The organism is Nucisporomicrobium flavum (genome assembly GCF_016464385.1).
Classification (GTDB): domain Bacteria; phylum Actinomycetota; class Actinomycetes; order Mycobacteriales; family Micromonosporaceae; genus Actinoplanes; species Actinoplanes flavus_A.
Genome location: NZ_JADMLH010000003.1, coordinates 1 through 24649 on the forward strand (window position 1 = coordinate 1; position 24649 = coordinate 24649).

The following is a 24649-nucleotide window of genomic DNA, read 5'->3' on the forward strand; positions in this document are numbered from 1 at the left end:
CCGGTTGACGATGAGCAGACCCAGCCCTCCGGCCAGGTGCGCGGCGATCGCCGCGGCGGACACCGGGGCCCACCGGGCCCAGCCGCTGGAAGCGATCAGCGTACGTTCGCCGGCGTCGGCGACGTCCTGCGAGGCGCCGTTGAGGCCGACCGCACCCATGAGCGAACCGCCCATCCAGACTGCGGCGCCGACGTCGTGCAGAGTGCGGATCGTGGTGTGACGGTCGTTCATCTGATGCTCCTTCGTTTGTGGATCGTCGGTGAAGCGGGAGACGATCAGCGCCGTTGCCCGGGGGCGGAGTCGCCGTCGAAGTCGATGTGCTCCTTGCGGACGGCGCCGATGGGGTGCAGCCCGGTGGTGGCCGGTCCGTGTGACGTACAGGTGTGACTGCGCGGGTCAGCCGGCGACCAAAGCGCGCCCGGCGAAGCCGGGTCGAGGCGGGGAAGACCGCGGATCCGGCTGGAACGACCGCTCGTGGGTGCGGCGCTCATGCTGGGCCGCTGAGATCGGACGGTCGCCTCCGTTGCTGCCGGATGGCGGAAAGCTCTGACATTTCTGGGGTCCCCCCAGCCGGCCTGCGCGAACCCGGTGTCGCCGCTGCTACCGGGTGCGAACCTTGTCCGCTTCGCGGCGGACGGCGTCGGCGTCGTGGGCGAGGTCGGGGTCGATCGCCGGTTGCGGCACGCAGAGCAGGAGCGCTTTCGGCCGTACGGTGACGAGAAGGTGCGTGCCGGGGTCGATGAGGTCGCCGTCGAGCTGGCGGGGCTGAGCCCGGTTGCTGCGGATCTCCACGCGACCAGCGGTGAAGGTCTCCATCCGGGCGACGGTGTCCTTGCGGCGCAGGACGCCCCAGGCGAGGGCGGCCCAGTGCCGTAGCGTGCGGGGGCTCAGCACGGCGACGTCGAGGAGCCCGTCGTCGGGCTGGGCATCGTTGAGCAGTCGCATGCCACCCTGCAGGCGGCCGACGTTGCCGACGATGACGGTGCGGGGGCGGCGGGTGAACGCCGTGTGGTCGTCGAGTTTGATGCTGATCCGCATGGGCCTGTCGCGTAGGTGTCTGGCGGCTCCGGCGGCGTAGGCGAGCCAGCCGATGTGCTTTTTCGCGGTGGCGTTGGTCGCGTCGAGCATGTGGGCGTCGAAGCCCATGCCGGCCATCACGGCGAAGCTCTGCTCGCCGACGGCGCCGACGTCGATGCGCCGGCGGCCGCCCTGCAGGACGACCTCGACGGCCGTGGCAACGTCGTCGGTCAGTCCCAGATTGGCGGCCAGCGGGTTGCCGGTGCCGGCCGGCAGGACGGCCAGCGCGACGTCGGTTCCGGCGAGAGCGGTTACGCAGGCCATCACCGTGCCGTCGCCGCCGCAGGCGAACACGAGCTGGGCGCCGTCCCGGACCGCACGCTCGCATCGGCCGGCGCCAGGGTCGTCGGCGGTGGTCTCCAGCCACATCGGTTCGGGCCAGCCGGCGGCCGTCAGCGCCCGGGTGATGGTCCGGCGCAGCTCGCCGATGTCGGGCACTTTGGTCGGGTTGACGATGACGGCCGTCCGCAGCGCGCCGGGTTGCGCCGGCCGGGACGAGATCGGTGCACGCATGGCGGGATGTCCTCGCGGTCGGTGGAAGTGGCGGGAAACAGCGAACGCCGCCGCCCCGTAACTGGGGCGGCGGCCGGTGCGATCAGGAGTGATCGGTGCTGCGGGTGCCCGCCTTGGCCAGTCCGCGGCTGATCATGTAGCCGATGGTCAGCAGCGTGATGTACAGCCAGGCGCGGTCGGCGCGGAAGTAGTCGGCGCTGCTGCCGTTGTCGCCGTTGCCGTTGCCGTCGGCGACCAGCGAGGCGATGAGGATCGCGACCGTGATGACGACGTACGCGATGAACTCGGTGGTCTTGAAGGCGGCCTTTGTCTCGGCCGGTCGGCGTGCGGCCGAATTGACCGAGGCGACGTCGTGCCGGGAAGTTTCCACGTTGGAACTGGTCAAGAAGATCTCCAAAAGCCATGAAACCGCGTCCGGCACGTCGCTTTTCGACGGCATGCGGCTGGCGGAAGCAATGGGCGGACAATAGCCCGGGTGAACGGCAATTATTTGCCGTTGTCGATAGAGGAATGCCCGGTACGGCCCGGCCCAAACGGTTCAGGACGCTTTCTATGGGAGTGGTTCGTCACCGTGGACGACGAGGTCGTCGGTCCCGGTCACCGCCATCACATACCGCGCTTGCGGCGAGGTGTGCTGCATGAGGACGGACGCGCCGGGAGCGATCAAGTGCAGCCGGACGAGGAGGTGGCACAGCGCGGAGCCCGCGAAGGTGACCCCAGCGAAGTCCAGGACCACCCGGCGCGGCGCCAGCTCACCCAGGCGGGTGACCGCTGCGGTGAGGACCGGCTCGGCGTCGATGTCGAGCGCGCCGAGAAGACGCATCCAGACGGTACGGTCGTCGCGCGCGACGATGGTGACGACACACGCGCTGTTCTGTGGCACCACGGTGTCACCTCGGTGAGATTCGATCCCTGCGGTCGGTTCAGCGGTTGTCCGGTTCCATCGCGAGGCGGAGCTGTCGCAGCGCTCGGGTGATCAACCGGGATACGTGCATCTGCGAGATCCCGAGTTGGTCGGCGATCTCGGCCTGGGTGTGGTTGCCGTAGAAGCGCAGGATCAGGATCGCCCGGTCCCGCTGGCCGAGGAGGGGCATCGCACGCCCGAGCGCGGCCCGGCTCTCGACCATCTCGTATTCCTGGTCGTCAGCGCCCAGGGTGTCGCCCAGCTCGACCTGGCCGTCCTGGCCGACCGGCGTGGACAACGACGTCGCGGCGTCAGCCGGCATCAGGCGGGGCTCTTCTTCCCCCTGCTGACCCTGCTCAGCATCGACCTGCGGATCTCCAGTTTCAAGGCGCTGCGTCATCCGGGCATGAAACGCCGGGGCCTGGAAGCGGGCCTGATGGCCGGCCATCTGATCGCCTACGCGGCCGCGTTGCTGCTGGTCCTCTCCCCGTTGCAGGCCTTGGTGTTCTTCGCCGTGCATCACGCGGTGTTCGGGGTATACCTGGGGATGACGTTCGCACCGAACCACAAGGGCATGCCCCACCCGGCAGGCGGCGAGGACTACCTACGCAAGCAGGTGCTGACTTCCCGCAACGTCACCGGTGGCCGGTTGACCGACGTGGCCCTCGGCGGGCTCAACTATCAGATCGAGCATCACCTGTTCCCGGCGATGCCCACCCCCAACCTGCCCAAAGCGCAGCCCATAGTCCGGGCGTACTGCGAGCAGGCCGGCATCGCCTATGTGGAGACGAGTCTGCTCACCTCGTACCGGCAGGCCCTGTGTCATCTGCATGCGGTCGGAGCCCCGCTGCGGGCGGCTCGACGCGACCGGCGACTTGCCGTCGACAGTTTCACGCCGACGTCCCGCTGACGCCCATTTCCGCAGACAGCCGGAAGTCTCACACTTCACTCGGCAGTGGGGGTCCTGCGGGCCGCCGTCAAAGGGGACACTGGTCGGCCCGCAGGACTGAACCTGTCCGGGAGACAAATGGAGGCGGCTATCGCTTCGACCCGGCCCTCGGGCCTGTGTGCGGTCGCCCGGATCGCCGCGTGGCCCTGGCCGCGTCCGGCGAAGCCGTTCTTGCACCGCAACCCTGGCTCGAGTGCGTGGCCGGGCGCCTGGCCCGGGTGTCGGCGGTGACCATCGACGGCGCCGCTCACACCGTCGTCACGACGGCCGGTGTCGCATCCCATGGCGACACGGCATGGCCGTCAACGCGCCGACCGCCTGAAACGCCGTTACCGGCGGCCCAGGTCCGGCAGGCTCGGCAGCCCGGTGACGATGGTGTCAGCCACCTCGCTGAGGCGGCGGTTGTTCCGGCGGGCGAAGTCACGGATCAGCATGAACGCCTCGTCAGGATTCACACCGTGGGCCTGGGCGACGATGCCTTTCGCCTGCTCGATGACGATGCGGCTGTTCAGAGCCCCCTGCAACTGGCCGGTGAGCACCTCGCCGCGGCGGATGGCGCGTTCCTGCAGCAGGCCGATCACGGCGACGTCGGCCAGGGACTGCACGATGTGGGCGTCCGCCTCGTCCAGCTCGGTGGTGCTGCCGAACACGCCCATCGCGCCGATCACCTGCTTGCGCAGGCGCAGTGGGAAGGCGTGCACCGACTCGAAGCCGGCCTGAGCGGCTCGTGGCGCGAACGCGGGCCACTTCTCCGTCGCCGCAGCCAGATTCACATTGGTCACCGGCTTGGCTGTGCGGAAGGCGTCGAGGCACGGACCGTCGCCGTACTGCAGCTGGAACAACTCCATGAGCCGGGCGCTCTCGTCGGAGGCGGCCATGAAAGTCAACCGATCGCGGTGATCGGCGAGCATCAAACCGGCCTCACCGGTGTCGAACAGGCCGGCCACCCGTCGGGTGAGCATCTGCAGGAACTCCACCACGTCGAACTCGTCGACGAGCGTGTCGGCGACGTCAACGAACAGCGTCGCCAGCCGCTCGGAGGAAACGGTGGTCACAGCGGCGTACCGCCCCTTCTGGCGAATACCGGGTCGACGGCGGTCACGACTGGCCGCTGTCGAACGAAACCCTACGCGCGACCACGTCGCGCGCGACGTCTCCCAATGGCTTGTCCTCGGCGTATGCGTAAGCGCGCAATCGCGCCAGCGCATCCGCCAAGGAAATACCCAACTGCACCGCCACCATCCCTTGCGCCTGGAACAGCTCCGCCCGGTGCCCCACCACCTCGTCGTCCAGGCCGTCGGCGGCTGTTCCGGGTGCCGCCCGCGCCTGACCGTCGAGCAGCGCCGTCACCGCCACGTCGGCGAAGGTCAACGCGTCGCGGAACTCCCCGGCCGTCAAGGCGCCCACCTCGTTGCGGAAGACATCGAGTGCTCCGAGCCGGGCCGCGCCGATCTGCAACGGGAACGCGAACACCGCCCGTACACCGTTGTCGTGCAGTGCCGGCGCGTACCCCGGCCATCGCCCCATCGCCCCCTCCGAGAGATCAGGTACGAGCACCGGCTGACGACTGGCGAACGCGTCCAGGCACGGACCCTCACCCAGCGAGAACTGCAGCTCCTCGAGTGGTTCGAAGGCCGGCTCGGATACCGCGGCCACGCCCCGCATCCCATCCCCGGCCAGCACACTGACCCCGGCGCCGGAGGCGGACAGCGTCCGTCCGGCGGCGCTGCACAACCGGCGCAGCTCTCCGGCGACGCCGGGGCCGTCGCCGGGACGTGCCGGCTCGTCCGCGACCATGCGATTCACGTGGACGAGGCGCTCATCCACGACGGTCACCGGGTGATCGGTCGCGCCGCACCCATACGGCTGGAGGACGTGACTGGTTTGTCATGGCTGCGCCTCTCCCTGATTCGGGGAACCGCCGAGGGCTAGGGCAGCAGCATGTCCGATGGTGAACTAGTAGGGGTCACCCTACGCCGACGGCGCGGCCACGTCGCGAGCTCAGGCGGGACGGTCGCCGGTGCCGCCGGTCGTGGGCCCGGCGGTCGGCTGGTTGCCACCGGGGCGTACGGTACCGCCGGTGTCGCGGATGCTGTCGCGGGCGGCCGCGCCGACGGCCTGGGCGGTGATGCCGAACTCCTGGTAGAGCCGTTGGTGATCGGCGGAGGCGCCGAAGTGCTCCAGGCTGACGATGCGGCCGGCGTCTCCGACGATCTCGCGCCAGCTCTGACCGATGCCGGCCTCGACGCTGACCCGGGCCCGCAGCGTGGGCGGCAGGACCTCGTCCCGGTAGGCGGGCGGCTGCTGGGCGAACCACTCCCGGCACGGCATGGAGACCACGCGGGCGGTGACGCCGTCGGCGGCGAGCAGTTCGCGGGCATCGAGGGCGATCTGCACTTCCGAACCGGTGCCGACGAGGACGACGTCCGCGTCGGTGTCCGCTCCGGCCAGGACGTAGCCGCCGCGGGCGGCGCCGGCGGCGGGAGCGTACGCGTGCGGGCCACGCTCGAGGACGGGCAGGTTCTGCCGGGTGAGGACCAGGCCGGCGGGCCGGTCGGTGTGCTCGAGGATCGTGCGCCAGCAGACCGCGGTCTCGTTGGCGTCTCCCGGCCGTACGACGTCGAGGCCGGGAATGGCGCGCAGCGCGGCGAGGTGCTCGACGGGCTGGTGGGTGGGGCCGTCCTCGCCCAGGCCGATCGAGTCGTGGGTCCAGACGAAGGTCGCCGGCAGCTGCATGAGCGCGGCCAGCCGGACGGCGGGGCGCATGTAGTCGCTGAAGACCAGGAAAGTGCCGCCGTACGGTCGGGTCAGGCTCTGCAGGGCGATGCCGTTGAGGATCGCACCCATCGCGTGCTCGCGGATGCCGAAGTGCAGTGTCCGGCCGTACGGGCCGCCGGTCCACTCGCGGGTCTGCCGGTCGGCCGGGATGAAGGACGCTTGGCCGGTCATCGTGGTGTTGTTGCTCTCGGCCAGATCAGCCGATCCGCCCCACAGCTCGGGGAGGACCGGCGCGAGGGCGGAGAGCACTTCACCGGAGGCCTTGCGAGTGGCCATGCCCTTGGCATCCGGCTCGAAGGTGGGCAGCGCCGCCGTCCAGCCGTCCGGCAACTCCCGCTTGAGCAGCCGGTCGAGCAGTGCCGCCCGGTCCGGGTGCCTGCCGCGCCAGGCCTCGAAGCCCGGCAACCATTCCTTGTGTACGCGGGCCCCGCGCGCGACGACCCCGCGGGTGTGCGCCAGCACCTCCTCGTCGACGGCGAACGTGGCGCCCGGGTCGAACCCGAGCACCCGCTTCGTCGCGGCGACCTCGTCGGCGCCGAGGGCGGCGCCGTGGGCCTTACCGGTGTTGCGCTTCGTCGGGGCGGGCCAGCCGATGACCGTACGCAGCTGGATCAGCGACGGCCGGCCGGTCTCCGCCTTGGCCGCGTCGATGGCGGCCAGCATCGCGTCGACGTCCTCCACGTACGCTCCCGTCCGGGTCCAGTCGACGGTCTGCACGTGCCAGCCGTAGGCGGCGTAGCGGGCGGGGACGTCCTCGCTGAACGAGATGCCGGTGTCGTCCTCGATGGAGATGTGGTTGGCGTCGTAGAACACGACGAGGTTGCCCAGCTGCTGGTGGCCGGCCAGCGAGCTCGCCTCGGCGGTGAGGCCCTCCATGAGGTCGCCGTCGGAGGCGATCACGTACACGTGGTGGTCGAACGGGCTCTGTCCCGGCGCGGCGTCCGGGTCGAGCAGGCCGCGCTCGCGGCGGGCGGCCATGGCCATGCCGACGGCACTGGCGAGGCCCTGGCCGAGCGGTCCGGTAGTGATCTCGATGCCGCGGGTGTGGCGGTACTCGGGGTGTCCCGGGGTCGCGGAGTTCCAAGTGCGCAGCGCACGCAGGTCGTCAAGTTCAAGGCCGTACCCGCTGAGATACAGCTGGGTGTACAGGGTGAGGCTGGTATGCCCGGCGGACAGTACGAAGCGGTCCCGGCCGAGCCACTGGTCGTCGTTCGGATCGTGGCACATCACGTCGTGGAACAGCAGATAGGCCAGCGGAGCGAGGCTCATCGCGGTGCCCGGATGACCGTTGCCGGTCTTCTGTACGGCATCGGCGGCCAGCAGCCGGGCGGTGTCCACGGCACGGACGTCGACGGCGGTCCAGCCCACGGCGTCCGCGACCGGTGCCGGCACCTGCCGCGGGAGGGCGATCGTGGAGGGTCGGAGCTGGGTCATATCGGTCTCCTCAGTCGTGCGGTGAGGGCGTGAGCCGGACACCGATCACGCCACGACGAGCTCCTGGCGTTTGCCGGCGGTGCCGCCGACGAAATGCTCGAAGGCGGCCACGAACGCGAAGAAGATGCGGCTCTCGCGGTCGGACGAGATGACCACCGCGATCGGAGAAGGAGCGCGGAACGTGCCGGACGTGGCATGAACCGATGGCACCTGATGGGTGCGTGCCCGGCGTGCGGGCCGGTAAACGCAAAGGCGGAGGCGTGAATCCGCGAGCGCGAGACCGTGTGATCGATGACCCGGACCGCTGCGGGACCGTGCGCACCGGCTTCTTCCTCGGCGACGGTGGCCATCCGCCGGCCCTCGTCGTGCGCGCCGACGGCTCCGCCGCCTACCACGCCACGGACGGAGGCGCTCTGGTCGGCATCCTGGTCGAGCCGCGCCTGGTCGACCTCGGCACATTCGCCGAGGTCGACGACGGCGTCGCGGTGATCGTGCTGTCTGTGGACGGGGCCGCCTCGCGGTCGCAGTGAACCGGCGACCTCGAACCCCGGCGTTTCAGGAGCTTCCGGAGCGGCCCAGCGCCGACCACACCACCTTGCCGGTATCCAGGGCCGTCGAGCCCTCGGCTGCGGAGACGGCGTCGACCGGCAGCAGGCCACGGCCGCCGACACCGTCTGATCCGGCCTGCCGGGCCACGGCGTGGGCGGCTGAGCCGTCGAAGACAGCGATACGCAGGTGACCCGACCGCAACCCGATCTGCAACGTCATCATCGTGTTCGCGTGCATCGACGCATTGCTCACCAGCTCACTGACCACCAGTGCCGCGGTGCCGACCAGGCTGGGTTCGTCCCACCGCAGGCGGCCTGTTCGTCCTGCGACATCCGGACGTTAAACCTTGATCGGAGCCGGTCACCGGCATGGCCATTCACCATGACCGCCCGCAGCGACCCTGACGCGTCCGCCGGTACCCTCATCGGCTCGATGCTGATGACGGCGCTGCTGGCGGCGGTCACCGGCTACCTCTACCGGCCGCTGTTCCGGCGGTACCCGGCACGCTTCGGCGCGCCCCGTCCAGACGCCTCGCCCGCCGACCCGGAGACGAGCACCGCCGGCAACCTGTAGCGTTCGACCACCTCTGCGAGTCGGATAGCGCGGTTACGCGGAGTCCGGGAATAGCCGACAGGGCAACGACGAACCATGCATACGGATAGCGCGTACCGTCAAGGCTGGATTGGTTCGTCAGCTGACGTGACGACCGGCGCCCATCGGGCGCGCTACCCCAGACCTCGGTAGCCAGACGCGGCACCGCCGAGTCTGAGGCCGAGCGGTGGCAAACCACCCTCACCCGTATGTCGTCTCGACGGCGAGGTGCGGCGGGTCGTGGGCATCAGCCCTCGCCACACGGGCTCCGGACGGAGTCGGCACATCAGTCGTTTGATCCGGTCGGGTGCTTCCGTGCCCGAAGGACCAGGGCGCTGACCGATCCGTTGGAGGCCCGACGATCATGACCGCAGCGACCGCCTATCCGGTACGTGTGGACGCGCGCCTGGACTCGCACCTGTCCCGCTGGCTGTGGCTGGTGAAGTGGGTTCTCGCGATTCCGCACTTCATCGTCCTGCTCGCCCTGTGGATCGCCTTCTGCGTGGTGTCCGTGATCGCGTTCTTCGCGATCCTGTTCACCGGCCGGTACCCCCGAACGATGTTCGACTTCAACGTCGGTGTGATGCGCTGGAGCTGGCGGGTCAATTACTACGCCTACAGCGCGCTCGGTACCGACCGGTATCCCCCGTTCACCCTTGCCGAGGTCGCCGAGTACCCGGCGCACCTGGAAGTCTCCTACCCGGAGCACTTGTCGCGCGGGCTCGTACTGGTGAAGTGGTGGCTGCTCGCCTTGCCGCATCTGCTGATCGTCGGCATCCTGGCCGGCGGAGGCGCTTGGTTCGCGGTCAACTCCGACACCGACGGCTACAGCTGGACAGGTGGCGGCCTGATCGGGCTGCTGGTGCTGGTCGCCGCGATCGTTCTGGCCGTCACCGGCCGGTACCCGCCTGGCCTGTACGACTTCATCCTGGGCCTGAACCGGTGGGTGCTGCGGGTTGCCGCGTACACCGCGTTGATGACCGACGCTTACCCGCCGTTCCGGTTGGATGCCGGCGGCCAAGATCCGGCGACCACCGTCATCGCGCCCCCGGCGGGGTGAGGATCGCCCGACCTACCGACCGGCTGACCCACCGTCCAGCCGTGTTTCCCCATCATGGAATGGAGAGCTCGACCATGAGACGCCTGAGCTACTTACTGGCCATTTCGGCCATGATCCTCTCCACCGCTTTGATACCCGCCTCCGCCTCGGCCTCCCGCGGGCACCGCGCGTGTGTGTCGGTTCAGCCCGAAGCCGGCTTCTACGAGGGCGGACGCGTCGGCAGCGAAGTCCTCACCGTGCCGGACTCCCGGTGCCGGACCATCAGCGTGTCCCACATCAAGGATCCGGCCAATCCGTCCGATCGGTGCCAGACCTTCCTGCTGGGCTTCTACCCGTTGGTCGACGGCAGCCTCACTTACACCGAACCGGTCACCGCATGCGGCCGGCGCCAAACTGTCCTGGCCCGCAACGTTCCCGACGGCACCGAGTACATCGTCCTGTACAACGTCGACTACCTCGAGCAGCGAATCCAGTTCCGAGTGCACCACTGACGCACGCCGTCACCGCGGGGAGCGCCGAGGCCGGGGTGCCGACGGCTCCACGCCTGTCGGCTCCACGCCTGTCGGGCGGCCGGCGGCGACGCTGACCGGCCTACCGCCGGCACCGTGCCCGACGAGGAGGTCCTCATGACGTCGCCGAACGTACAACCTTCGTCCAGACCGCCGCTGGTACGGTTCGAGCCGTTCCGGCTTCATCGGACGCTCTTCGACGGCAGGTGGGGGCCGCGATCCGCGGACCCCACCGTGGAGCTGCCAGCCTTGATCCCACTTCTCGACCGGATCAACGGTCCGGTCTGCCGGCTGAGGCTGAGTGTCGCCGGCTGGGCGACGCGACCGCAGCACATCGTCGTGGCCGACCGCACCATCGGCATCGGCTACTTTCCTGATCAGCCGCCGGCTACGCTCACCGCGCTCTGCGCCGACGGCACGTCTGCTGTCCTACTCATCAGTCCCGCATGGCCGCCTGGCCAACCCCGGCCCGAATCCGAAACGACTACTGACGAGCGAAGCCTTGCCAACGGCGAGGACCGCTGGGAAAGCGAAGGTGGACAGCCCGCTGGGCACCGTGGGAACTCGCTCCGGTGACACCAGGAAGCTCGGCAAGAAACGGGCAATCGGGTAGCGGCGCAAGGTGGGCGCTGGCGCCTGCGTGCCACCACCATCCAGAGGGCCTCGACACCGACCGTGCGGGACGACCTGGCACTGTCGGTGACCAGCGCGTCGGCCGGTTGGCCGCCCCCTTCGACTCCGACCGGCCCGGCCGATGGCGGGAAGACCTCGGCCGGGTCGGGCCGGTCGCCTGCCTGCACCGGGGCGAGGGATGATCAGTGGGGGAGGATCCGGACGGCAAGGCCGGGTTCGGTGGTGACGGCATGCGCGACGTCAGTGAGTTTCTTGTTGTGGTTGCGGGCGTACCGGCGGATTGCGGTGAACGCCTCGTCGACGGAGACCCCGCACGCCTGCGCGACCGCACCCTTGGCCTGTTCGATGGCGACCCGGCTGTTGAGTGCGCCCTGCAACTGCTCGGTGAGAATCTCGCTCTGGCGGATCGTGCGTTCCTGCAGGAGACCGATCGCGGCGATGTCGGTGAGGGCTTGCATGATCGGTACGTCGGTGTCGACGAAGTCGCCGCCCTTGGTGTCGCCGAAGACATTCAGCGCGCCGATCACCTGCTGGCGGACCCGCATCGGGAAGGCGTGCACCGACTGAAAGCCCGCCGAGGTCGCGCGGGGGGCGAAGCGAGGCCAGCGGTCGGCGGCCGCCGCCAAGTCGACGTTGATGACCGGTTGTCCGCTGGTGAATGCCTCCAGGCAGGGTCCTTCCTCGTTCTGCAGCTGGAAGAGCTCGAGCAGCTTGGCGCTCTCGTCGGAGGCGGCCATGAACTCCAGCCGCCCGCGCGGGTCGGCCATGACCAGTCCGGTGGCAGCGGCGTCGACCAGGCTGGTGGCTCGTTCGGTGAGCATCTGCAAGAAATCGATGAGGTCGAAGTCGTCGACGAGAGTGTCGGCCACCTCGACGAGGATTGCCGCGAGTCGCTCCGCGGAAACGGTGGTCATGCCTGCCTCCCGGCTAGCCGTGCAGATTCGGGTCGATCATTGATGGTCCTGGTCGAAGCGCAGACGGCGAGCGACGATGTCGCGCGCCACGTCGTCGAGACGGCGTTCCTGGGCGTACGCATATGCGCGTATCCGGGCCAGCGCCTCACCGATGCTGACACCGAGCTGGACCATGACCATCCCCTGGGCCTGGAACAGCTCCGCGCGATGTCCGACGTCGGCGGCCACACCGCCGGGCGGCACCGTGCCGTCCTCGGCGCCGACCCCGGCATCGCGCTGCCGGTCGAGCAGCGCCTCCACGGTCACGTCGGCGAAAGTCAGCGCCAACGGCAACTCCGTGTCAGCAAGCGGGCCGGCCCGTTGCCGGAACACGTCCAGGATGCCGAGGCGGGCGGCGCCGACCTGCAACGGGAACGCGAACACCGCCCGTACCCCGTCCTGCAGGGCGGCCGCCGCGTACCCGGGCCACCGGTGGTGTGTCGCGCTGCCGCCCAGGTCGGCGACCAGGACCGGCCGGCGGGTGGCGAACGCGTCGATGCAGGGTCCCTCGCCCATGACGAACTGCAGCTCCTCGACCCGTTCACTCAGCGGGTCGGACGCGGCGCAGACCCCGCGGGTGCCGTCGTCGGTCATCACGCTGATACCGACGCCCGAGGCCGACAACGCGCGCGCGGCAGTCCGGCACACGTAGTGCAGGAAGACGGCGGTCGACATACCCCGCGTGGAGTCGGCGACCAGACGACGGATGATCTGCGCCTGATCATCCATCGGTTCCACCGTCGCGGTCCGCCCCGCTCACCCTCCGGAACGATTGCCTGCTCGTCGGCGTGCGTCGCATGGCCGCACCTTTCGCTCAGGTGCCGCCGAGGGCCTGGGCAGCAGATTCGCAAGGATCGTACCGTGGCGCCGGTGTTTCGCGGCCGAGGCGGCGTGGCGGACAGATGGACAGTCACCCGGGGCCGCTGTGCCAGCGGACCGAACAGGATTTGGGCCCGATTGCCACCATCTGGCATCTGGCCGGTGGCGGGGAGCTCAATGTGGCGTACGCTGGGCTTATCACTCCGGTCCCCGGTGATCCGGTCCCAGCATTCCCTCGAACCGTTGAGGCGCTGCTGGATGTTCCGAACCGGGTGACGGACCGTCAATCAGATGCCGCACCCGGTTGAGGGTTGTCGCCGATGGCGGTCGGAACACCGACCACGGATGCACCCTCGAAGCGACCTGTTAGCGACCGTCTGACGGCGCGATACCTGCTCGATGGCGCACGTGAAGGAACGTGAGTGCGATGGTCGACATCGCCGATCAACATCGGCTCGGCCCCACCCACGGGTCACGTTCGGTGGATCGCGCTTCCACCCGCGAGCAGACCCACATCCGGACGGCCGTGTCGTTCACCGATGCCGCCGCCGGCGCTCAATCGCGCCGGATTCCCAAGGAGCACACATTCCGATGACAACGGCACTGACCAACAACGAGCAAGCCACACCGACGACGCCGGTCCGCAGCACGGCCGAGGCTCTCCCAGTGCCGCGCCAGAGCCGGCTCAACACGGCCGAGGGCAGGATCACCGTCGCGGAGAACGTCGTGCAGAAGATCGCCGGAATCGCCTGCCACGAGATGGCGGGGGTCCACGCCATGGGCAGCGGCGGCACCCGCGCGTTCGGCGCCCTGCGGGAGCGCATCCCGGGCAGCAACGGCCCCAACGTCGCCCAGGGTGTCGGCGTCGAGGTCGGCGAGACCGAAGCCGCGATCGACCTGGACATCGTCGTCGAGTACGGCATCAGCATCGCCGACCTGGGTCGCGGCATCCAGCGCAACGTCAAGGCCGCGATCGAGCGGATGACCGGCCTCAACGTTGTCGAGGTCAACATCAACGTCGACGACGTACACATGCCCGAAGCGCCCGAGGACCGTACCGAGTCCCGCGTCTCATGATCGTCACCGTCGTGGCCGGGCCGGACGAAGCGGTCGTCGACGGGGTCGACGTCGACCTGGTCGCCGCGGCGGTGCGCGGGTGCCCGGCCGTGGCGGATCTGGTGGCCGGCTCGCCGTCCGGCGCGGCCACCTATCTCCCCAGCCGGCGGGTCGACGGCGTCACCGTCACCGCCGGCACGGTCCTGATCCAGGTCCGCAGCCGCTGGGCGCCGGTGACCGAACTCGTCGCGCAGATCCGTTCCGCGGTGGGCGCGGTGGCACCGCTGCACCGCGTCGATGTGATCGTCGCCGACATCGAAGACCCGCCGCCCATGCGGATATCCCCATGACGGACCAGTTCGAGAAAGAGAACGCCATGAACCGTGCAACCTTGGGAACCGTCGTCGGGCTGGCGCTGGGCTTCGCCCTGGCCTTCGGCGGTCTCGGCCCCATGCTCATCGTCGCCCTGTTCGGCGGCCTCGGCTTCGCGGTCGCCCGGGCCGTTGCCGGCGACCTCGACCTCAGCGGCCTCCTGCAGGGCCGGCGGAACCCCCGATGACCGTCACCACCGAACCAGCCCGTCCCGGCATCGCGCCCCCGGCCGGTGACGCCGAGTTCGGGCAGATCACCATCGCCGACCGGGTGGTCGAGAAAATCATCGCACGTGCCGTCCTCGAGATCCCCGATGCCGGCGGTGCCGCACCGCGGGTCTTCGGGCACGCGATTCCCGGCGCCGGACACCTCGGCATCCGCCGCACCGGCCTGCGTCAGGCGCCGAAGGCCGCCGTGGACATCGACGGCCGGACCGTCTATCTGGACCTGACCATCAGCACCCGCTGGCCCGCCTCCATCGCAGACACCAGCACGCGGGTCCGCGACCACGTCCGCACCCGGGTCCACGACCTGACCGGGCTGACCGTCGCCGAGATCCGGATCACCGTCGCCGGCCTGATCGCCGGCCCCGCTCCCACGAGCCGGGCGGAATCATGAGGGTCTTCAACCGACTGCTGGCTCTGCTCCTTGCTGTCGGCGTGATCTTCGCCGCCGCCGTGGCGGTGACCGAGGTGATCGCGCAGCGTGCCGGCCACCGCCCCGTACTCCTCGACTGGCCCGGCGTCTACCGCTGGGCAGCGCACACCACCTGGGGGGCGGCACCCGTCGTGCTGCTGAGCATCGGTCTCGGGGCTGCCGGGCTGCTGCTGCTCACCGCGCAACTCAAACCGCGACGCCCGACCCGTCTCCCGATCGCCACCGACGACCCGGCCACCGACGCCGCCATCACCCGCGCGGGGCTCGCGCACACCCTGCGCCGAGCCGTCACCGGCATAGACGGCGTCAGCCGGGCCCACGTCACCGTCCGACGACATCGCGCCCGCATCAGCGTCACCAGCCGCGCCGCCGGCAACAACGGCGAGAGCGCCTTGCGTACGAGCCTGACCGAGACCGCCCGTCGGCAGCTCGACGCCCTGCACCTGATGCACCCTCCGGTGCTGTCCGTCCGGATCACCACGCGGGAACGCTGATGTACGCCGACCGCACCACCCGCGCCCTGCTCACGCTCCTCGGCGTGGCGCTGCTCGCCGCCGGCACCGCCGGGATTCTCGCCGGCACCGGCGTCTTCGGCCCCGAGCTCGGCGGCCGGTATCTGACCGACAACCCGATCGCCCGGTACCTCGGCGACAACGGCGTCTGGTTCTGGCCCGTTGCCGCTCTCGTCTGCGCGATCGTGGCCTTGCTCGCGTTGCGCTGGCTCACCGCCGTCCTGACTCCCCGCCCGCGCGTCGGTGACATCGCCATCGGCGCCGAACGGGCAGCCGGACCGACAGCGCTGAACGCCGACGCCCTCGCCGACGCCGTCACCGCCGAGATCAACTCCTACCGGGGAGTCGACACGAGCCAAGCCAAGGTCTACGGCACCCGCGCCGATCCCCGGCTCACGATCACCGTGCGCAGCGACGACGACGCGGACGTTGTCGCTCTGCGACACCGGGTCCAACAACAGGCTTTCGTCCATGTCCGCCAGGCCCTCGACCGGCCAGACCTGCCCATCGTCCTCAACCTCACCATAGGTAACCGGCAATCTGGCCGTGTCCTCTGAACCGTCAGCCACCCTGCGCGTCCAGGGGCGTGACATCAGGCGGCCGGCTCGGACCACCGTCGGCAGCACATGAGCCAGCACGCCCTTGTGCACCTCACCCCACCGTATCCACCAGCCAACCGGCTGAGCCGCGACGCGGCCGGTCGAGTCCTGCACGGCGACGAGGCGCCGGCTTGTCCGGCATCCGCGAGGGCGCCATCCAGCGGTTCCGGACCGGTGAGACCGCTCATCTGCGCTGAGGCCTGGTTGCCCGTGTTTCCGTCCCGCGAACGACACCGCCGACGTCGGCCAGAACGGCCGGTGAATGTCGCGGCTCGGGTCATGCGGCGGTGGAGTGATCCACCGATGCCCACACCACCTTGCCGCCGCGGGCCGGTATGGTGCCCCACCCGGCGGCGATCGCGTGCACCAGCTGCAACCCTCGCCCACGTTCGGAGTACGAGGGTTGCGGGCCGTGGATTTTCAGGTCGCTCGGCTGCGGGAAACGGGCGGCGCTGTCACGCACGGCGATGTGCAGGCCGGTGCCGCCGTGGGTCACGGTGACGATGAAATCCGTGCCGGCGTGCTCGACCGCGTTGGCGGCGAGCTCCGACATGATCAGCGCGCTGTCGGCCTTCAGGTGCGCGAGGTTCCAGGTCTGGCACGCCTGGACGGCGAGGTCTCGGGCGGCTCCCGCCGAGGCCGGAAGCGGCGCCAGGCGGGCGTGGAGCCGGTCGGCCCGGGCAGCCCGTTCGGTGATCGCGATCCGCGCGTCCATCAGGGTGGCGCACACGCGTGGCTGAGGTCCCTGCCGGCTGCGGAACCGCCCGCTCAACGCCGTCTCGGCGGGCAGGCAGAACACCACATGCGCCGGAGCGGGCGCGAGCCGGGCCTGTCGCCAGGCCGCCAGCCAGAAGGGCAGGCTGACCGCGTGCGGATCCTCCAGGTGCCGCAGATCGACGATGATCACGGTGGACGGTCCGGCCAGGCACAGCCGCAACTGGATGCTGACATGCTCGCCGAGCAGTGCCGTCCACGGGCCCCGGGCACGGAGCTCGACCACCGCGGTGCTGGCGTCACCGGTGATGGTGACCCCTACCCGATCGTCGCCGATCGCTGCTGTCAGCAGGTATGGAGCTCTCAGCGGTGTGGCCTGCTCGATCCGGTCCAGGCCGGAGGCCCCGGAGCCGTCGTCGAGGCGCTGGGAGTCACCGGCGGGATCGGGAGAAAGGTCTCTTGAGGGCGGGTGTGTCGGTTTTTCGACGACCATGAACGCTCCCGGCACCTAGTCAGATGGGTGCGCTACCGGGGGCTGGGGTAGCCGGAGGGGGCGATGAGTCGTCCCGCCCACCATGACGATATCCCGCCCGGCTCCAGGTTCAGCTCACCCGGAGGACGGACCCGCACGGCTGATGTCGCCGATATGCAGCCCGGCCGGGCGACCGCTCACGTGGCGGGTCGCCTGGTTCTGGTGGACCGTTGTTCCCGCTGAGTCCAATCTTCAGAGGAACGTCGAACGCCCGCGATCGCGGTTGTGAGGGCTGATACCCGCAATGTTCGTCCAGCCGACCGGAGCAATCGGGGATATCCTTACGGGATATGGCTACTTACCGCACGGCCGCGACGCTTCTTTCCTCGGACGGCACCCGGACCCAGGGCACCGTCGCGCTCTTCAGCGAGCCCGGGCGCAAGGGTGGGAATCCGCCCTGGGCCGGTGATTTCCGCCCCGCGAACGACGCGGTCGAGATCGGCAAGAATGCCGTCGGAAAGAGCTTCGCGCTGGAGCTGCCCGGCGGCAGCACGGGCAAAGTCGTCGTGCAGAGTCTCAAGAGCGGTAAGGGCGGCGCCACACTGGCGCTGATGGGCGAGGACGCGCCGCCGTTCTGATCCACGGCACCGGCGGGAAACGCTCGCGGCCCGGCTGACAAGGCGGGCACGCGAGCCGATGGGACTCCTCGGGAAAGCCTGCGGTCAGCGGTTCGTGGGCGGAACGTGCGAGGGCGACTTCGCCGCGACCTTGGCCTTCTTGGCCGCTCGCTTCTCCTTGATGGTGCTGCCCTGCTTCTTTCGATCTTCCTTGTGCGCGGATTTGTCAGCCATCTGAGCTCCTCGTGTCTCGCGCGTGCCCCGGCCGCCACCGTTGCGCCGGTCAGGGACGTGCGTTTCGGCGGCGAAGTATTTCCTCAGGCCTTGGCGGTCGGCGCCGTCGGGATGGCAGACGCACCGGCAAAGCGGATGAGTTCAACCTACTCCGAAAAACCTCCCCGGGGCGGGCCAACTGACGACCGATGAACGGCGGTACATTTGTCGATGCGGCGACTGTTCGTCGGTCCACGATGCTTCGAGCCGCAGGGTCGGACGACCTCGAGAGCGGGCGTTAGTGAGCATTCACTTGTCCAGGGGCGGCACGCTGCGGCGGGTCGTGCTCAGCTGCGATGTGGCGGGGTGCCCCGTCCAGGTCGAGCCCCCGGCGACCGAGGCCTGGCGCAACGACACGGACGCCCGGTTGTGGGCGCGGGAGCACGCTGCCGGCTGGACGTCGGACCCCGGCCGCCAGACCGACTACTGTCCCGGCCACGCCACCTTCAGCGCGGTGCCGGCGTCCGGCGACACCCCGCCCCGGCCGACCGCAACCGTGCGGGATCCGTCGGGCAACCCGCTCAACCGGGACGAGTACACCCAGCGGCTGCGGGAGCTGCTCGTCGCCGACGACATGGCGGTGGAGCAGGCCCCGTTGCTGACGGCGGCCCAGGCCACCGTGGCGGCCCGGCTGCTGGACGAGCTGGCCGGTGTGTACCGGGGCGAAAGCCTGGGCGCCCTCGCCCGCGAACTCTCCGCACTGCTCGACAGCCGGCGCCGCGACGGGGTCTGAGCCCGGCCGGAGCGAACATCGGCCGCCGGGGCCGGAGCGGATCGATCCGCCTCAGCCGAGGGCGAGGATCCGTGCGTCCTGCATGGCGCTGGCCATCATGTGCCGGCACGTGCCGGCGGAGCAGCGGGAACTCGTCCCTCTCCTGGTCCGCGAAGTGGTCGCGCAGGGCGTCGGACAAGGCCGCGAACCGGTCGTCGACGTCGGCGTGCCCGACGCCGGGCCGGTCCAGCTCGGCGATCGAGCGGTCGAGCTGTTCACCCCTGGTCTGAAGGCCGAGGGCGACGGCGTCGCCCTCCGGGCCGCTGTTACGGACGGCCGGGTGAGCGATCGCGCTCTCGCCGAACTGGTGTCGGTGCACGCGGGCGCTTCACGGGACCATCCTGGCGGGGGAGACGACAACGCCCGCGCCGGCGGCGCTCCGGTGCTGAAGGGTGGAGATGAGAGCCAGGGTCGATTCGGCGCCCTGGTTCAGGTTGGGTCCGTGCAGGGTCAGCCCGTCGTAGCCCCCGCCGGTTGCCGGATCCCACATCACCTCGCCGATGTCGTTGGCGCCGAGGAACCAGTCGACGCATTGGCGTACGCCGGTGTGCCAGACATGGTCACCGGTGAGGGCCGCAGCGGTGGCGCAGGCGTCGGCCAGCGCCGCCACTTCGATCGGTTGCTGGTCGTGGCGCAGCCGAGGGCCGCCCGACTGCCAGCCTGACGACGGAAGCACCGAGAGGTGGTTGTCGCGGGTCTGGATGCGCAGCAGCCAGGTCAGCATCCGCAGGCCCGCGGTCAAGTCCGGGGGGTCGTCGAGGAGGTCGCCGGAGATGATGAGGGCTTCGGCGAGGGCGGCGTTGGCGTAGGTGAGCCGTTGCTCCGGCCACGGCCAGCCCGGGTCGGAACCCGGATGACCGATGACGGCGCCGGCATCGGCGAGAAGCCCGGCCGCCGGCTCGTTGCCCGGGTCGGCGCGGAGCACCTCGGCGGCGCCGAGCGCGGCGAAGGCCATGGACCGCGGTGCGGTGGCCCGGCACCAGGCCCCGCGGTTGAAGGCGAGGAGGGCCTCGTGGCGGATCCACGGGACCGGGCAGCGGGCGGCGGCGGTGCCGAGGCCCCACAGCGCGCGGCCCCACCAGTCCCCGAGGCCGGGCTGGTCCGTCCACTGGCGGTGGAACGCAAGTCGATTGTGGAAGGCGCCATTGGCGTCCTGCGCGTGAGTGAGGAAGGTCAGGTAGCACTCGGCGAGGCGCAGCACCTCGGCCGTGGGGGCGGCCTCGCGGCTGGTGACCACGAGGCCACGGGCGACGTCATCGGTGCAGTAGCCGTGCTCGCGCCGGGCCGTGGCATGCCGGGCGTGTTCGAAGAGGCCGGTGTCGTCGGTGAGCCGGACCAGATGCTCGAAGGTGGGGACCGGAACGGTCCGGCCGGTTCCCGGTGCGGCAACCGCTGTCCTGACCGTCACGGGCCGGCCACAGCGACCGGGCTGGCGCCGGCGATGAGCAGCGTCGCGGCCAGTTCGTGGTACCGCTGGGCAACGGCCGGCCAGCGGAGCGCCGGTCCTCCGTGACCGTTGCGGTCGAGCAGCGTGGCGGCCAGCGCGGGCCTGGTGACGATCCGGCGGATCGCAGCCGCCAGAGCGACCGGCTTCCTGTGCGGTACGAGCAGGCCGGGCCCGTCGGTGAGCAGCTCCACCGCGTGCGGGAACGCGGTCGCGACGACCGGGATCCGAGCCGCGACCGCCTCGACGAGGACCCCCGAGGTGACCTGTTCGGTGGAGTCGTACGGCAGCACCACGACATCGGCCGAGCGGACGAGGGCCCGCAGTTCCGCATCGTCGAGGTAAGCCGACTCGTACCGCACCTGGTGGGCGACGCCGAGGGATGCGCCGAGCTGGTGCAGGCCCGCCCGGTACGCCTCGCCGTGCAGTTCGACCACCTTGGGATGGGTCCGGCCGGCCACGGTGTAGACGGGTGCCGGCTCGAGATCCCGCAGCAGCGCCAGGCTGCGCAGCGCCCACTCGATGCCCTTGCCCGGGCCCAGCAGTCCCCAGGTCAGCAGATGAGGCTGGGCGTACCGCCGTTGCTCGGCGCCGGCGTAGTCGGAGGCACCGTGCGGGATCACAGAGACTTTGGTGGCGTCGACGGTGTAGCCGGCGAGGAGCCGGTCGTACGCGGTCTTGGTGATGGCCACGACCGCGCCGGCGGCCGCCACGATCTCTTCGAGCAGCGATCTCTGGCTCGGGGTGGGGCGGGTCAGCACGGTGTGCAGGACGACGATGCTCGGCACGGTGAGCCGGTGCAGTACAGAAAGGACTTCGCCGCCGTCGCGACCGGGGTAGATGCCGTACTCGTGCTGAATGACGGCGATGTCGAAGGTGTTGAGCACGTCGGCCGTCGCACGCCAGCCGGCCGGTGTCGTCGCTGTCCAGGTGTGCACCACGCCGGGCGCGGGCGCCGGGTCGGTGCCGTGCGCGGCGACGCGTACGACGCCGCCCGGGATGCCGGTCTCGTCCAGCTGGGCGGCCAGCGCGGAGTTGAAGGTCGCCAGGCCGCAGTGGGTGGGCGGGTGAGTGCTGAGGAATCCGTACCGGATCGTCATGTGCCGTGCCTTTCGGTCGTCGGCCCGCAGCGGTTGCTCACCGGCCGGGTCGAGAGAGCGGAGCGGGCTTCAGCGCCCGTCCTCGACGAGCAGCCGTTCGTAGACGGCCAGGTAGCCGGCGGCCATCCGGCCGGCGCTGACGCGTTCGCGGGCCCGCGTGCGGCAGCCGGCCCGATCGGCCATGTGGATGGGGGCCACAGCCGCGACCGCTTGGTCGACAACTCGGACGAGATGACCGGTGACGCCCTCGTCGAGGAGCTCGGGCAGTGCTGCGCAAAGGCAAGGAGGAGCCAGCCGAGGTGACTGTGCACGAAGTCGAACTCGCGCGACTGCGCCAAGGCGTGCATCGCCTCGGCTGTCCGGCCGCCCGTTGACGGATCGTCCCCGTACCCTCGCGGGCACACGCCGTCCAGCCGGGCCGCGGTGACCGAACCCAAGGTTGCGAAGAGCGTCACGTCGACACCCCGCGGCCACCAGGCCATCCGCGAGCCGGCCGGTCACCTGTTCCCAGGGCCCGTACGCCCGCGGCGGGGTCCGCCATGCGACCGGCCCTAGCGGGCCGACCCTCATGCGGGTCCGGATCCGGCCAACTCGGCCAACTGGGCCGGATCGAGACGGAGGGTGGCCAACAGGCCGCCGTGCCGGGCGGGGTCGATACGATCGGGTAGCTCCCGGTCGACGAAGTCGGCCCGGTGGTGCTGACCACGCTCACGAAGAATGGCGAGGACGTCTACCTTGGCTATGGTCATTGTCTGCTTCCTGGATCTACCTGCGGCGTGAAGTGAGGCCGCCGGAGTCTGGAGCGACAGTTCTCATGCTACGCCTGTCGCCGGGGCCGGGCCGCGGTCGGTGACTTTCGACGACCGCCGGCGGTGACCACCGATACCGGGGCCGACGGCGCCGAAACGCCGTCCGGAGCGTCATCGGCCGCCGCGGTCGAAGTGCGCGCGCCGGCTCGGCGACGCGCCGGGGCAGGGACCGTCTCGGGCGTTCACCGTGGCTATACGCCGCCGGGTGCGCACGGACGAAGATGCCGAGGCATGGGCGACGATGACGAACGAGAAGATCGTCGATGCTCGGCGTCCTTGTTCGTCGCCACCGAACCGACGGGTCGGGTGACTGCTCACGCCTGCAGCACCGCTGCGGATTTCGGCTCTCAGGTCACAGCGCCGCGCGGCGCGACCTCAATCGCAGCGACGCCTCGGCTGTACAGGACGACGAGGCGATCGCCGTGCTTGGTACGCAATGCTCCGGAATCCTGGGCCAGGGTCGAGATAACGTGTTCCACCAGCTCCTCCTCGTCGGAGATGCCGGGTTCGTTGCACGTTATGTCCATGCGGTCGCCGCCGACGAGCCGTACGCGGAGCACTGTAGTCGCCATGTTGTGAAGCTACCCGTGTCGCGCCGCCGGCGACCATCGCCGCCGTCCTCCGCCGAATGCGGTGTCTCCGTCCGGGTGTTGAGGCCGACCGCGCCCATGAGCGAACCGCCCATGCCGACTGCGGCGCCGAGGCCGTGCAGAGTGCGGATCGTGGTGTGACGGTCATTCAACTGGTGCGCCTGGGTTGACCGGTACGTGTGGGAAAGCAGCCGGCTGCTGCTCGGTGACTGCGTACTCGCGAAGTCGGGCCGGGCCGGAGCCGAGGCCGTAATAGGCGGAGAGTTTCTCCTCGTCGGCCGGGTTGAGGTCGCCGCCGGCGTCGATCCGCGGAGCGTCCGTGATCCGGGCCTGATCGAACGGAACCTCGAGCCCGTCGTCGGCCAGGGTCGCTCCCTCCAGCGGCACGAAGGATTCCGTGGCGCCGGTAGGGCCGGTCCGGACGCTGATCCACTCCGGTGCGCCGGTCCGGTCGTCGAGATACACCCGGCCGGCGGAGCCGATCTTTGCGCCGTCGCCGGCGTAGACGTCGGCCCCGTTCAGATATTGCAGGTCAGCCTGAGTGATCACGTGGTGTCCTCTCCGAGGATGGTGCTGGTGCTGTCACGGCGACTTCTGCGCCGCGAGGGCTTCTCGGATATCGCCCGCTTCGCGTCGGGCCGCATCGGCGTCGTGGGCCAGGTCAGGGTCGGTGTCAGGCTGCGGCACGCAGAGCAGGAGCGCCTTCGGCCGTACGGTGACCAGCAGTTCCCGGGCTGGGGCGATGAGGTCGCCGTCGAGCTGGCGGGGCTGGACCCGGTTGCTGCGGATCTGCACGCGGGTGGCGGTGAAGGTCTCCATCCGGGCGACGGTTCCCCGGCGGCGCAGCAGGCCCCAGCCGAGCGACACCCAGTGTCGCAGGGTCCGAGGGCTCAGGACGGCGACGTCGAGCAGTCCGTCGTCGGGCTGGGCGTCGTTGAGCAGTCGCATGCCACCCTGCAGGCGGCCGACGTTGCCGACGATCACGGTGCGGGGGCGGCGGGTGAACGAGGGCCGGTCGTCGAGGGTGATGCGGATCCGCATGGGACGGTCGCGCAGGTGCTTGGCCGCTCCGGCAGCGTAGGCGAGCCAGCCGAGGTGCTTCTTCGCCGTGCTGTTGGTCGCGTCGAGCATGTGGGCGTCGAAGCCCATGCCGGCCATCACGGCGAAGCTCTGCTCGCCGACGACGCCGACGTCGATGCGGCGACGCCCGCCCTGCAGCACGACCTCGACGGCGGCCGCCACGTCGCCGGTGAGGCCCAGATTGGCGGCCAGCAGGTTGCCGGTGCCGGCGGGCAGGACGGCGAGGGCGACGTCGGTCCCGGCGAGGGCCGTTACGCAGGCCATCACGGTGCCGTCGCCGCCGCAGGCGAAGACGAGCTGGACGCCGTCTCGCACGGCCTGACCGGACTGTCCGGCGCCGGGGTCGTCGGCCGTGGTCTCCAGCCACATCGGTTCGGGCCACCCGGCGGCGCTCAGGGCGCCGGTGATGGTGCGGCGCAGGTCGTCGCGGTCGGCCACTTTGGTCGGGTTGACGACGACGGCTGTCCGCAGAGCGCTGGGTGGTGGCGGCCGGGAGGTGGTCGGTGTACGCATGGCTGGATGTCCTCGCGGTCGGTGGAACTGGCGGAAGACAGCGAGCGCCGCGTCCCCTGGATAGTGGTGGCGGCGCCGGCCGGTGCGACCGGAAGCTGTCGGCGGCGCGGGCTCCGGCCTGGGCCAGTCCGTGATCAGAACATCGGTGCCCGACGGCAGGCGGCTGGCGAACGCAGGGGGCCGGTGACCGGCCACATCAACGATGGTGACTCGTCGCTGTCGGACAGTGACTACCCGCGCGGGCGGGGCTCAAACGGTGCACGGCAACCGTGCCCGGGTCCGGGCTCCCGGGTCCGGGGG

34 protein-coding genes and 2 pseudogenes are annotated in these 24649 nt (G+C 70.3%); 15 read left to right on the plus strand and 21 right to left on the minus strand.

Annotated elements, in window-relative coordinates; all coding sequences use genetic code 11:
- From IT780_RS08105 to IT780_RS41690, 5 genes and pseudogenes are all read right to left on the minus strand, one after another.
- Nucleotides 1-231: pseudogene (locus IT780_RS08105) on the minus strand (hypothetical protein); the annotation flags it as partial.
- A 369-nt stretch (nucleotides 232-600) separates the two neighbouring features.
- A complete protein-coding gene (locus tag IT780_RS08110) occupies nucleotides 601-1590 on the minus strand; it encodes a diacylglycerol/lipid kinase family protein (protein WP_199510833.1) in 990 nt (329 codons plus the stop codon).
- Nucleotides 1591-1672: 82 nt separating this feature from the next.
- A complete protein-coding gene (locus IT780_RS08115; protein ID WP_233412494.1) occupies nucleotides 1673-1975 on the minus strand; it encodes a hypothetical protein in 303 nt (100 codons plus the stop codon).
- Between the two features lie 165 nt (nucleotides 1976-2140).
- Nucleotides 2141-2476, minus strand: coding sequence for an STAS domain-containing protein (locus tag IT780_RS08120; RefSeq protein WP_199510835.1), 336 nt, complete (start codon nucleotides 2474-2476; stop codon nucleotides 2141-2143).
- A gap of 37 nt (nucleotides 2477-2513) precedes the next feature.
- Complete coding sequence (locus IT780_RS41690) at nucleotides 2514-2894, minus strand: sigma-70 family RNA polymerase sigma factor (protein WP_307831144.1); 381 nt, start codon at nucleotides 2892-2894, stop codon at nucleotides 2514-2516.
- On the opposite strand from IT780_RS41690, the pseudogene IT780_RS08130 reads away from it, so the two are divergent.
- Nucleotides 2799-3404: pseudogene (locus IT780_RS08130) on the plus strand (fatty acid desaturase family protein); the annotation flags it as partial. The gene IT780_RS41690 and the pseudogene IT780_RS08130 overlap by 96 nt on opposite strands.
- Before the next feature lie 368 nt (nucleotides 3405-3772).
- On the opposite strand, the gene IT780_RS08135 reads toward IT780_RS08130, so the two are convergent.
- From IT780_RS08135 to IT780_RS08150, 4 genes are all read right to left on the minus strand, one after another.
- Entirely contained in the window at nucleotides 3773-4498 is a 726-nt protein-coding gene (locus IT780_RS08135; RefSeq protein WP_199510837.1) for a GAF and ANTAR domain-containing protein, read from the minus strand.
- A 43-nt stretch (nucleotides 4499-4541) separates the two neighbouring features.
- Entirely contained in the window at nucleotides 4542-5279 is a 738-nt protein-coding gene (locus IT780_RS08140) for a GAF and ANTAR domain-containing protein (RefSeq protein WP_307831088.1), read from the minus strand.
- A gap of 165 nt (nucleotides 5280-5444) precedes the next feature.
- Nucleotides 5445-7655, minus strand: a complete 2211-nt coding sequence (gene tkt, locus IT780_RS08145; protein ID WP_199510838.1) for a transketolase — start codon at nucleotides 7653-7655, stop codon at nucleotides 5445-5447.
- A 45-nt stretch (nucleotides 7656-7700) separates the two neighbouring features.
- Nucleotides 7701-7865 (minus strand): hypothetical protein, encoded by a 165-nt coding sequence (locus tag IT780_RS08150; protein ID WP_199510839.1) that lies wholly within the window; start codon nucleotides 7863-7865, stop codon nucleotides 7701-7703.
- 74 nt (nucleotides 7866-7939) lie between these two features.
- On the opposite strand from IT780_RS08150, the gene IT780_RS08155 reads away from it, so the two are divergent.
- Nucleotides 7940-8185 carry a PP2C family serine/threonine-protein phosphatase gene (locus tag IT780_RS08155; RefSeq protein ID WP_199510840.1) on the plus strand — a complete coding sequence of 82 codons (246 nt, stop codon included), beginning with the start codon at nucleotides 7940-7942 and terminating at the stop codon, nucleotides 8183-8185.
- Nucleotides 8186-8210: 25 nt separating this feature from the next.
- On the opposite strand, the gene IT780_RS08160 is transcribed toward IT780_RS08155, so the two are convergent.
- Entirely contained in the window at nucleotides 8211-8471 is a 261-nt protein-coding gene (locus tag IT780_RS08160) for an ATP-binding protein (RefSeq protein WP_199510841.1), read from the minus strand.
- Between the two features lie 114 nt (nucleotides 8472-8585).
- Between IT780_RS08160 and IT780_RS08165 the strand changes: the two genes are divergently transcribed.
- From IT780_RS08165 to IT780_RS43420, 4 genes are all read left to right on the plus strand, one after another.
- Nucleotides 8586-8777: a hypothetical protein gene (locus IT780_RS08165; RefSeq protein ID WP_199510842.1), complete on the plus strand. Its 192-nt coding sequence runs from the start codon at nucleotides 8586-8588 to the stop codon at nucleotides 8775-8777.
- A gap of 382 nt (nucleotides 8778-9159) precedes the next feature.
- Nucleotides 9160-9855, plus strand: a complete 696-nt coding sequence (locus IT780_RS08170) for a DUF4389 domain-containing protein (protein WP_199510843.1) — start codon at nucleotides 9160-9162, stop codon at nucleotides 9853-9855.
- 74 nt (nucleotides 9856-9929) lie between these two features.
- The gene (locus IT780_RS08175; protein WP_199510844.1) at nucleotides 9930-10346 is read left to right on the plus strand and encodes a hypothetical protein; all 417 of its coding nucleotides are present in this window, start codon (nucleotides 9930-9932) and stop codon (nucleotides 10344-10346) included.
- A 135-nt stretch (nucleotides 10347-10481) separates the two neighbouring features.
- The gene (locus IT780_RS43420) at nucleotides 10482-10940 is read left to right on the plus strand and encodes a DUF5994 family protein (RefSeq protein WP_372443671.1); all 459 of its coding nucleotides are present in this window, start codon (nucleotides 10482-10484) and stop codon (nucleotides 10938-10940) included.
- A gap of 239 nt (nucleotides 10941-11179) precedes the next feature.
- Here IT780_RS43420 and IT780_RS08180 read toward each other — a convergent pair whose 3' ends face one another.
- Complete coding sequence (locus IT780_RS08180) at nucleotides 11180-11911, minus strand: GAF and ANTAR domain-containing protein (RefSeq protein ID WP_199510845.1); 732 nt, start codon at nucleotides 11909-11911, stop codon at nucleotides 11180-11182.
- A 36-nt stretch (nucleotides 11912-11947) separates the two neighbouring features.
- Complete coding sequence (locus IT780_RS08185; protein ID WP_199510846.1) at nucleotides 11948-12679, minus strand: GAF and ANTAR domain-containing protein; 732 nt, start codon at nucleotides 12677-12679, stop codon at nucleotides 11948-11950.
- Between the two features lie 517 nt (nucleotides 12680-13196).
- On the opposite strand from IT780_RS08185, the gene IT780_RS08190 reads away from it, so the two are divergent.
- From IT780_RS08190 to amaP, 7 genes are read left to right on the plus strand one after another with little or no spacing between them, the layout of a single operon-like run.
- Entirely contained in the window at nucleotides 13197-13364 is a 168-nt protein-coding gene (locus IT780_RS08190; protein WP_199510847.1) for a hypothetical protein, read from the plus strand.
- Nucleotides 13361-13846, plus strand: a complete 486-nt coding sequence (locus tag IT780_RS08195) for an Asp23/Gls24 family envelope stress response protein (protein WP_199510848.1) — start codon at nucleotides 13361-13363, stop codon at nucleotides 13844-13846. Before IT780_RS08190 ends, IT780_RS08195 begins: the two co-directional genes overlap by 4 nt.
- On the plus strand, nucleotides 13843-14175 hold the full coding sequence (locus IT780_RS08200; protein WP_199510849.1) for a hypothetical protein: 333 nt from the start codon (nucleotides 13843-13845) through the stop codon (nucleotides 14173-14175). The genes IT780_RS08195 and IT780_RS08200 overlap by 4 nt, the downstream gene beginning before the upstream one ends.
- Nucleotides 14172-14384 carry a hypothetical protein gene (locus IT780_RS08205; protein ID WP_199510850.1) on the plus strand — a complete coding sequence of 71 codons (213 nt, stop codon included), beginning with the start codon at nucleotides 14172-14174 and terminating at the stop codon, nucleotides 14382-14384. The genes IT780_RS08200 and IT780_RS08205 overlap by 4 nt, the downstream gene beginning before the upstream one ends.
- Nucleotides 14381-14815 carry an Asp23/Gls24 family envelope stress response protein gene (locus IT780_RS08210; RefSeq protein ID WP_199510851.1) on the plus strand — a complete coding sequence of 145 codons (435 nt, stop codon included), beginning with the start codon at nucleotides 14381-14383 and terminating at the stop codon, nucleotides 14813-14815. The genes IT780_RS08205 and IT780_RS08210 overlap by 4 nt, the downstream gene beginning before the upstream one ends.
- On the plus strand, nucleotides 14812-15348 hold the full coding sequence (locus IT780_RS08215) for a DUF6286 domain-containing protein (protein WP_199510852.1): 537 nt from the start codon (nucleotides 14812-14814) through the stop codon (nucleotides 15346-15348). The genes IT780_RS08210 and IT780_RS08215 overlap by 4 nt, the downstream gene beginning before the upstream one ends.
- Nucleotides 15348-15923: an alkaline shock response membrane anchor protein AmaP gene (gene amaP / locus IT780_RS08220; protein ID WP_267909965.1), complete on the plus strand. Its 576-nt coding sequence runs from the start codon at nucleotides 15348-15350 to the stop codon at nucleotides 15921-15923. The genes IT780_RS08215 and amaP overlap by 1 nt, the downstream gene beginning before the upstream one ends.
- Before the next feature lie 319 nt (nucleotides 15924-16242).
- Here the strand turns inward: amaP and IT780_RS08225 are convergent, their stop codons facing one another.
- Entirely contained in the window at nucleotides 16243-17172 is a 930-nt protein-coding gene (locus tag IT780_RS08225) for an ATP-binding protein (RefSeq protein WP_199510854.1), read from the minus strand.
- Nucleotides 17173-17501: 329 nt separating this feature from the next.
- Between IT780_RS08225 and IT780_RS08230 the strand changes: the two genes are divergently transcribed.
- On the plus strand, nucleotides 17502-17789 hold the full coding sequence (locus IT780_RS08230) for a hypothetical protein (RefSeq protein ID WP_199510855.1): 288 nt from the start codon (nucleotides 17502-17504) through the stop codon (nucleotides 17787-17789).
- A gap of 84 nt (nucleotides 17790-17873) precedes the next feature.
- Here the strand turns inward: IT780_RS08230 and IT780_RS42585 are convergent, their stop codons facing one another.
- Nucleotides 17874-18002 carry a hypothetical protein gene (locus IT780_RS42585; RefSeq protein WP_267909966.1) on the minus strand — a complete coding sequence of 43 codons (129 nt, stop codon included), beginning with the start codon at nucleotides 18000-18002 and terminating at the stop codon, nucleotides 17874-17876.
- A 292-nt stretch (nucleotides 18003-18294) separates the two neighbouring features.
- Between IT780_RS42585 and IT780_RS08235 the strand changes: the two genes are divergently transcribed.
- Entirely contained in the window at nucleotides 18295-18774 is a 480-nt protein-coding gene (locus IT780_RS08235; protein WP_233412495.1) for a hypothetical protein, read from the plus strand.
- 367 nt (nucleotides 18775-19141) lie between these two features.
- Here IT780_RS08235 and IT780_RS08240 read toward each other — a convergent pair whose 3' ends face one another.
- From IT780_RS08240 to IT780_RS08265, 7 genes are all read right to left on the minus strand, one after another.
- Nucleotides 19142-20221 (minus strand): glycosyltransferase, encoded by a 1080-nt coding sequence (locus IT780_RS08240; RefSeq protein WP_199510857.1) that lies wholly within the window; start codon nucleotides 20219-20221, stop codon nucleotides 19142-19144.
- The gene (locus tag IT780_RS08245; protein ID WP_199510858.1) at nucleotides 20218-21357 is read right to left on the minus strand and encodes a glycosyltransferase; all 1140 of its coding nucleotides are present in this window, start codon (nucleotides 21355-21357) and stop codon (nucleotides 20218-20220) included. Before IT780_RS08245 ends, IT780_RS08240 begins: the two co-directional genes overlap by 4 nt.
- 69 nt (nucleotides 21358-21426) lie before the next feature.
- Entirely contained in the window at nucleotides 21427-21555 is a 129-nt protein-coding gene (locus tag IT780_RS42590; RefSeq protein ID WP_267909967.1) for a hypothetical protein, read from the minus strand.
- Nucleotides 21556-21923: 368 nt separating this feature from the next.
- Complete coding sequence (locus tag IT780_RS08250) at nucleotides 21924-22106, minus strand: hypothetical protein (RefSeq protein WP_199510859.1); 183 nt, start codon at nucleotides 22104-22106, stop codon at nucleotides 21924-21926.
- Between the two features lie 407 nt (nucleotides 22107-22513).
- Nucleotides 22514-22738: a hypothetical protein gene (locus IT780_RS08255; RefSeq protein WP_199510860.1), complete on the minus strand. Its 225-nt coding sequence runs from the start codon at nucleotides 22736-22738 to the stop codon at nucleotides 22514-22516.
- A gap of 162 nt (nucleotides 22739-22900) precedes the next feature.
- The gene (locus IT780_RS08260; RefSeq protein ID WP_199510861.1) at nucleotides 22901-23305 is read right to left on the minus strand and encodes a PRC-barrel domain-containing protein; all 405 of its coding nucleotides are present in this window, start codon (nucleotides 23303-23305) and stop codon (nucleotides 22901-22903) included.
- A gap of 33 nt (nucleotides 23306-23338) precedes the next feature.
- Nucleotides 23339-24349: a diacylglycerol/lipid kinase family protein gene (locus tag IT780_RS08265; protein WP_199510862.1), complete on the minus strand. Its 1011-nt coding sequence runs from the start codon at nucleotides 24347-24349 to the stop codon at nucleotides 23339-23341.
- Nucleotides 24350-24649: the final 300 nt, after the last annotated feature.

Coding starts and splice junctions, on each gene's coding strand:
- IT780_RS08110 (WP_199510833.1), bottom strand. CDS start 1,590: ATGCGTGCACCGATCTCGTCCCGGCCGGCGCAACCCGGCGCGCTGCGG.
- IT780_RS41690 (WP_307831144.1), bottom strand. CDS start 2,894: ATGACGCAGCGCCTTGAAACTGGAGATCCGCAGGTCGATGCTGAGCAG.
- tkt (WP_199510838.1), bottom strand. CDS start 7,655: ATGACCCAGCTCCGACCCTCCACGATCGCCCTCCCGCGGCAGGTGCCG.
- IT780_RS08165 (WP_199510842.1), top strand. CDS start 8,586: ATGACCGCCCGCAGCGACCCTGACGCGTCCGCCGGTACCCTCATCGGC.
- IT780_RS08170 (WP_199510843.1), top strand. CDS start 9,160: ATGACCGCAGCGACCGCCTATCCGGTACGTGTGGACGCGCGCCTGGAC.
- IT780_RS08175 (WP_199510844.1), top strand. CDS start 9,930: ATGAGACGCCTGAGCTACTTACTGGCCATTTCGGCCATGATCCTCTCC.
- IT780_RS43420 (WP_372443671.1), top strand. CDS start 10,482: ATGACGTCGCCGAACGTACAACCTTCGTCCAGACCGCCGCTGGTACGG.
- IT780_RS08180 (WP_199510845.1), bottom strand. CDS start 11,911: ATGACCACCGTTTCCGCGGAGCGACTCGCGGCAATCCTCGTCGAGGTG.
- IT780_RS08185 (WP_199510846.1), bottom strand. CDS start 12,679: ATGGATGATCAGGCGCAGATCATCCGTCGTCTGGTCGCCGACTCCACG.
- IT780_RS08190 (WP_199510847.1), top strand. CDS start 13,197: ATGGTCGACATCGCCGATCAACATCGGCTCGGCCCCACCCACGGGTCA.
- IT780_RS08195 (WP_199510848.1), top strand. CDS start 13,361: ATGACAACGGCACTGACCAACAACGAGCAAGCCACACCGACGACGCCG.
- IT780_RS08200 (WP_199510849.1), top strand. CDS start 13,843: ATGATCGTCACCGTCGTGGCCGGGCCGGACGAAGCGGTCGTCGACGGG.
- IT780_RS08205 (WP_199510850.1), top strand. CDS start 14,172: ATGACGGACCAGTTCGAGAAAGAGAACGCCATGAACCGTGCAACCTTG.
- IT780_RS08210 (WP_199510851.1), top strand. CDS start 14,381: ATGACCGTCACCACCGAACCAGCCCGTCCCGGCATCGCGCCCCCGGCC.
- IT780_RS08215 (WP_199510852.1), top strand. CDS start 14,812: ATGAGGGTCTTCAACCGACTGCTGGCTCTGCTCCTTGCTGTCGGCGTG.
- amaP (WP_267909965.1), top strand. CDS start 15,348: ATGTACGCCGACCGCACCACCCGCGCCCTGCTCACGCTCCTCGGCGTG.
- IT780_RS08225 (WP_199510854.1), bottom strand. CDS start 17,172: ATGGTCGTCGAAAAACCGACACACCCGCCCTCAAGAGACCTTTCTCCC.
- IT780_RS08230 (WP_199510855.1), top strand. CDS start 17,502: ATGGCTACTTACCGCACGGCCGCGACGCTTCTTTCCTCGGACGGCACC.
- IT780_RS42585 (WP_267909966.1), bottom strand. CDS start 18,002: ATGGCTGACAAATCCGCGCACAAGGAAGATCGAAAGAAGCAGGGCAGC.
- IT780_RS08245 (WP_199510858.1), bottom strand. CDS start 21,357: ATGACGATCCGGTACGGATTCCTCAGCACTCACCCGCCCACCCACTGC.
- IT780_RS08250 (WP_199510859.1), bottom strand. CDS start 22,106: ATGACCATAGCCAAGGTAGACGTCCTCGCCATTCTTCGTGAGCGTGGT.
- IT780_RS08255 (WP_199510860.1), bottom strand. CDS start 22,738: ATGGCGACTACAGTGCTCCGCGTACGGCTCGTCGGCGGCGACCGCATG.
- IT780_RS08265 (WP_199510862.1), bottom strand. CDS start 24,349: ATGCGTACACCGACCACCTCCCGGCCGCCACCACCCAGCGCTCTGCGG.